Source organism: Nocardioides sp. (assembly GCF_036401255.1).
Taxonomy (GTDB): Bacteria; Actinomycetota; Actinomycetes; order Propionibacteriales; family Nocardioidaceae; genus Nocardioides.
In genome coordinates this window covers 1-3989 of sequence record NZ_DASWVI010000103.1, presented here as the reverse complement: position 1 = coordinate 3989, position 3989 = coordinate 1, and the positions used below count along the sequence as shown (strand labels likewise).

Below are 3989 nucleotides of genomic sequence, written 5' to 3'. Positions count from 1 at the left end.
TTGGCCGCGGGCCGGACCGCCGCGGCCGCGCGGGTGGTGCCGGCCAGCAGGAGGCCGCCGGCCGAGGCGAGGGCGTGCGCGGGCGCGTCGAGGGCGGACATGACCCCGCCGTACCCACGCGCGGCGGTCGGCACGCGGCTCAGCCCGCTCAGGGGACGACCAGCGTGAACGCGACCGTGTTGGCCGGCTTGTAGGACTCACCGGCGGCGAAGCTGAACGTCCGCACGCCCAGGTCGGTGCCGGCCGGGCACTTGTCAGCGGACTTGCTGAGGTAGGCCGCCAGGTTGGAGCCCGAGGAGTTGTCCCAGTCGACGCTCACCACCGGAGCGGTGGTCGCGCTGTCGAGGGCGGGGTCGGTGAACGTGAGGCAGTAGATCCCGGCCTTGGGCCGCTTCACGGTGGCGATCCCCACGGTGCGCGCCGGATCGAGCGCGAGGTCCGGGCTGACCACGACGTCGGCGTACGCCCGGACCTTCATCGCGGACGTGAGGGCCGGATCGAGGTCGGCGGCACGCACGGCGCCGTTCTTGATCTTCGGGCTCGTCACCGCATCGGCGGCGAGGTCCTTGGTGCCGACCTTGGTGGCCGCATAGCTCACCCCTCCCATCGAGAGCACCAGGGCCAGGCCGGCCACGAGCATCGCGGGCGAGGGGATCAGTCGGCGCACGTCCCTCACTGTAGGAGCCGCTCCGCGGGCGTCGGTGGCGGCGCACCGCGTGGCGCGGTACCAGCCGGTAGCCTCGGCCCCACCCCACCCCCAGACCCAGGCCCGACACCGGAGGTACGGATGCAGCTGGCCCTGTCCGCGGAGGACGCCGAGTTCCGCGACGAGATGCGGGAGTTCTTCACGACCCAGATCCCCGAGGAGATCCGCGACGCGGTCCGCGACCAGCGCGAGCTGACCAAGGACCAGTTCGTCACGAGCATGCGGATCCTCAACGAGCACGGGCTCGCGGTGCCGAACTGGCCGGTCGAGTGGGGTGGTCGCGACTGGTCGCCGCTGCGCCGCCACATCTGGCACGAGGAGATGCAGCGCGCGTTCGTGCCGACACCGCTGGCGTTCAACGCCACGATGATCGGGCCGGTGATCGCGCAGTTCGGCTCCCAGGAGATCAAGGAGCGCTTCCTCCCGGCGACCGCGAACCTCGACATCTGGTGGTCGCAGGGCTTCTCCGAGCCCGACGCCGGGTCCGACCTGGCCTCACTGAAGTGCCGGGCGGTGCGCGACGGCGACGAGTACGTCGTCAACGGCCAGAAGACGTGGACCACGCTCGGGCAGTACGGCGACTGGATCTTCACGCTGGTGCGCACCGACCCGGAGGCCAAGAAGCAGGCCGGCATCTCGCTGCTGCTCATCGACATGACCTCCCCCGGTGTCGAGGTGCGCCCGATCGAGCTGATCGACGGCGGGCACGAGGTCAACGAGGTGTGGTTCACCGACGTGCGGGTGCCCCTGGACAACCTGGTCGGCGAGGAGAACCGGGCCTGGGACTACGCGAAGTTCCTGCTCGGCAACGAACGGGTCGGCGTCGCGCCGGTGGGTGCCACCAAGCGCCACCTGGCCCAGGCCAAGGAGTGGGCCGGCCCGCTGCTCGAGGACCCCCTGGTCGCCGCCCGGTTCGCCGAGATCGAGAACGAGCTGCTCGCGCTCGAGCTGACCGCGCTGCGCGTGGTCGCGCACTCCGCCGACGGCAAGCCGCACCCGGCCTCCTCGGTGCTCAAGCTCAAGGGCACCGAGCTGCAGCAGGCGGTGACCGAGCTGGTCGTCGACCTGGCCGGGCCGGCCTCGCTGGCCAGCGGCGCCGACGACGACTCCGACCTGCCCTGGTGGACCCGGCGCGCGACGCCGGTCTACCTCAACTTCCGCAAGGCCTCGATCTACGGCGGCTCCAACGAGGTGCAGCGCCAGATCATCGCCCGCACGATCCTGGGACTCTGAGAGGGACCGGCATGGACTTCACCTACGACGACGAGCAGCAGGCGCTCCGGGAGGCCGTGCGCGGCCTGGTCGGCAAGGCCTACGGCGACTTCGAGAACCGGCGCCGCACGGTCGCGGAGGACCCCGGATTCAGCGAGACGGTCTGGCAGCAGCTGGCCGAGATGGGCGTGCTCGGACTGCCCTTCGACGAGCAGTACGGCGGCATGGGCGCCGGTGCCGTCGAGGTGGGCATCGTGGCCCAGGAGCTGGGCCGGGTGCTCGCCCCCGAGCCCTTCCTCACCTCCGTCGTCCTGGCCGGGGGGCTCGTGGCCGAGGCCGGCAGCGAGGAGCAGCGCGCCGAGCTGCTGGGCGGCCTCTCCTCCGGCGACCTGGTGCTCGCGTTCGCGCACGCCGAGCCCGGGTCGCGCTGGGCGCCGACCGCCGAATCGGTGCGGGCCGAGCAGTCCGGCGACGGGTGGGCGCTGAGCGGGGTCAAGGAGCCGGTGCTCCACGGCGCCCGCGCCGACGCGCTCGTGGTGAGCGCCGCGCTCCCCGCCGGGGGCACCGGCCTGTTCGTGGTGCCGGGGCGCGCCGTCGTACGCGACGGCTATCGCACGCACGACGGCGGCCGAGCCGCGCGGATCGTCCTCGACGCCACGCAGGCCGCGCCGCTCGGTGCGGCAGAGGACCGCACCGGGATCATCGCGCGGGTGCTCGACGTCGCCCGCGTCGCGGCCTGCAACGAGGCGGTCGGCGTCATGGAGGTCGCGCTCGACCTGACCTCGGCGTACCTCAAGAGCCGCAAGCAGTTCGGGGTCACCCTCAACTCCTTCCAGGCGCTGACGTTCCGGTCCGCCGACATGTACGTGTCGCTGGAGCTGGCCCGCAGCATGGCGCTGTGGGCGACGATGGTGGTGGACGGCGGCTCGGGCGAGGAGACGTCCGTGGCCGCGTCGCGGGCGGCGCTCCAGGTCAGCCGCGCGGGTCGGCACCTGGGCCAGGAGGCGGTCCAGCTGCACGGTGGCATCGGCATGACCGCGGAGTACAGCGTCGGCAGCTACACCAGCCGGCTCACCGCCCTGGACCACCTGCTCGGCGACGGCAACCACCACCTCGGCCTGCTGGCCGCGGGCGTGAGCGGCTACGCCGAGGTCGACCCGTTGCCCTGAGGGTCGTGACCTTCTGCTCCCCGGCTGCGGCACCGCGACCCTGGCGACCGGTGGCGCCGCGCGGCACCGTGGAGGGTGCAGGAGAAGGCCCACGAACAGGAGGGAGTGATCGGCATGTCATCGATGGCCGTACGGGCCTCCAACCGCCTCGCCGACATGGTCGACTGGCTCGAGTCCGGGCCGAGCATCGCGCTCCGGGACGGCGACCGCTTCGTGCGGGTCGAGGACTTCGAACGGGACGGCAGCTACGTGGTGCGAGCCGAGCTGCCGGGGGTCGACCCCGACCAGGACATCGAGGTCAGCCTCGAGGGTGACTACCTGACGATCCGCGGCGAGCGCCACGAGGAGATCCGGGAGAAGAACCGCAGCGAGTTCCGTTACGGCTCGTTCTCGCGCAGCCTGCGGATGCCGCCCGGAGCGGACGCGTCGGCGGTGCAGGCGACCTACCGCGACGGCATCCTCGAGGTCGTCGTACCTCTCGGCGAGGAGCGGCCGCAGACGCAGATCCCCGTGGTCCGCACCGACCGCTGAGAGTCGTCCTCGGGCCGCCGGTGACGGGTCGCGCCCGCCGCCGGCGGCGGCTCACCGGGTCTCGTGCCGCAGACGCAGCATCTCCAGCTCCACCTGGCTCTGGTGGCGCCGGCGCAGCTCCTGCAGCCGCCGCTGCTTGTCCTGGCGCGACAGCGAGCGCCAGGCCTCGCGTCGCTCGACCGACAACGACTTCATCACGCGATCCTTCGTCGACTCCGGCCCGCCTCCCTGGCGGGCCGGACCATCGTGCGCCGCGACGCTGGGAGCCGGCTGGGAGGCGACTGGGGGCGGGTGACCTGCGCGATCAGCGGTCCGGCGCGCCCGCGCCGGGCGGCTCGTCGGCGCTGACGTGGTCCGGCGGGGCGCCCGCC

5 protein-coding genes are annotated in these 3989 nt (G+C 72.8%); 3 read left to right on the top strand and 2 right to left on the bottom strand.

Going from position 1 to position 3989, the window contains the following annotated elements; all coding sequences use genetic code 11:
* Window positions 1-148: 148 nt before the first annotated feature.
* Window positions 149-667, bottom strand: coding sequence for a hypothetical protein (locus VGD85_RS04840; protein ID WP_331062312.1), 519 nt, complete (start codon window positions 665-667; stop codon window positions 149-151).
* Between the two features lie 120 nt (window positions 668-787).
* Here VGD85_RS04840 and VGD85_RS04835 point away from each other — a divergent pair, with 120 nt between their 5' ends.
* The 3 genes from VGD85_RS04835 to VGD85_RS04825 all read left to right on the top strand — a co-directional run bounded on the left by VGD85_RS04835 (window position 788) and on the right by VGD85_RS04825 (window position 3618).
* Window positions 788-1939: an acyl-CoA dehydrogenase family protein gene (locus tag VGD85_RS04835; protein WP_331062311.1), complete on the top strand. Its 1152-nt coding sequence runs from the start codon at window positions 788-790 to the stop codon at window positions 1937-1939.
* An 11-nt stretch (window positions 1940-1950) separates the two neighbouring features.
* A complete protein-coding gene (locus VGD85_RS04830; RefSeq protein ID WP_331062310.1) occupies window positions 1951-3087 on the top strand; it encodes an acyl-CoA dehydrogenase family protein in 1137 nt (378 codons plus the stop codon).
* Between the two features lie 114 nt (window positions 3088-3201).
* Entirely contained in the window at window positions 3202-3618 is a 417-nt protein-coding gene (locus VGD85_RS04825; RefSeq protein WP_331062309.1) for an Hsp20/alpha crystallin family protein, read from the top strand.
* A gap of 51 nt (window positions 3619-3669) precedes the next feature.
* On the opposite strand, the gene VGD85_RS04820 is transcribed toward VGD85_RS04825, so the two are convergent.
* Window positions 3670-3813, bottom strand: a complete 144-nt coding sequence (locus tag VGD85_RS04820) for a hypothetical protein (RefSeq protein ID WP_331062308.1) — start codon at window positions 3811-3813, stop codon at window positions 3670-3672.
* Window positions 3814-3989 lie beyond the last annotated feature (176 nt).